The following is a 1648-nucleotide window of genomic DNA, read 5'->3' as shown; positions in this document are numbered from 1 at the left end:
GCGCCTCCTTTTCGCCTGACGGCACTCGCCTCGTCACCGCGTCGTCGGACGGCACTGCGCGGCTTTGGGACGCCGGGACAGGGGCGGAGCTGTTCGTCCTTCGCGGTCATGATCTTGAGGTGCTGTGCGCCGTTTTCTCGCCTGACGGCACGCGCCTCGTCACTGCCTCCGCAGATCGCATCGTGCGGCTCTGGGACGCCAGGACCGGCGCTCCGCTCCGTATCCTCCGCGGCCATGAGGAGGAGGTGCAGAGCGCCGCCTTCTCGCCCGATGGCTCGCGAGTCGTCAGCGCGTCCCGGGACGGCACGGCACGGATCTGGGACACCGGGTCCGGGGCACAGCTCCGCATGCTGCAAGGCCACGAACTCAGGGTGCAGAGCGCCGCCTTTTCACCTGACGGCTCCCGGGTCGTCACCGCGTCCTGGGACCGCACGGCGCGGCTCTGGGACGTTGAGACCAGGGCGGAGCTGCACGTCCTTCGAGGTCACGACGGAGCGGTTGAGAGTGCCGCCTTCTCACCGGACGGCGCCCGAGTCGTCACAGCCTCCGCCGACGGCACCGCGCGGGTCTGGGACCCGAGCGCCGCCACTCAGCTCCATGGACTGCGTGGCCACGAGCTCGGGGTGTGGAGCATGGCCTTCTCGCCCGACGGCGCCCACGTCGTGAGTGGCTCCGACGATCGTACGGCGCGGCTCTGGGACTCCAAGACCGGCGCGGAGTTGTGCGTCCTGCGCGGCCATGAGGATTGGGTGTGGAGCGCTGCCTTCTCGCCCGATGGATCCCAGGTCGTCACCGGATCCTGGGACGGCACGGCGCGGCTCTGGGATCCGAGCGCTGGCGCGGAGCTCCGTGTCCTGCGCGGCCACGAGAAGCGGGTGCTGAGCGCCGCCTTTTCGCCGGATGGCGCCCGCGTGGCCACTGGATCCTCGGACGACACGGCGCGGCTTTGGGACGCTCAGACGGGGACAGAACTTCTCGTGCTCCACGGCCACAAGCGCGCGGTGCTGAGCGTCGCCTTCTCGCCAGATAGCACCCGCGTCATCACTGCGTCCGGGGACGGCACGGCGAGGCTCTGGAACGGCAGGAGTGGTGCGGAGATCCATGTGCTGCGCGGCCATGAGGATGGGGTGTTGAGCGCCGCCTTCTCGCCTGACGGCGCTCGCGTCGTCACGGCCTCCGATGACCGCACAACACGGCTTTGGAACGCCGAGACCGGGGCGGAGCTCATCGTGTTTCGCGGGCACGACCTTGGGGTATGGAACGTCGCCCTTTCGTCCGAGGGCCTCCGCGTCATCACCACGTCCGGAGACGGCACGGCCCGGCTCTGGGACGCGGACACTGGACGGGAGCTCGCATGCTGGTCGCTGGACGCCAGCATATCGGCCCTTGCCGCGCACGGCTCGGCGGTCGCGCTCGGCGACGGCTTAGGCCGGATCCACATCTTTGATCTTGGCGACAGCCACGCGGCAGGAGACGAACTGTGAGCAGTGACGCGGACCAGAGGTTGGCACTCTACAAGCTTTACCTCGACACGGCCGAAAAGGTCAGCGACCGCCGCGCTTCTGCCAACACTTGGATGCTGAGCGTGAACAGCGCCGTGGTGGCGCTTTACGGCTGGCTGGGCAAGGGCGCGGCCATGGCATCGGTG

2 protein-coding genes are annotated in these 1648 nt (G+C 69.1%); both read left to right on the top strand.

The annotated features are described in order from the left end of the window. On the top strand, positions 1–1484 hold a 1484-nt coding region (locus AC5JLB_RS30535; protein ID WP_495877580.1), incomplete at its 5' end, for a WD40 repeat domain-containing protein. After that, a partial coding sequence (locus AC5JLB_RS30530) for a RipA family octameric membrane protein (RefSeq protein ID WP_495877581.1) occupies positions 1481–1648 on the top strand: 168 nt, incomplete at its 3' end. The genes AC5JLB_RS30535 and AC5JLB_RS30530, both read left to right, overlap by 4 nt.

It is taken from the genome of Myxacorys chilensis (genome assembly GCF_059505265.1).
Note: the sequence above shows the minus strand (reverse complement) of the source record. Positions and strands in the feature narration are given on the sequence as shown.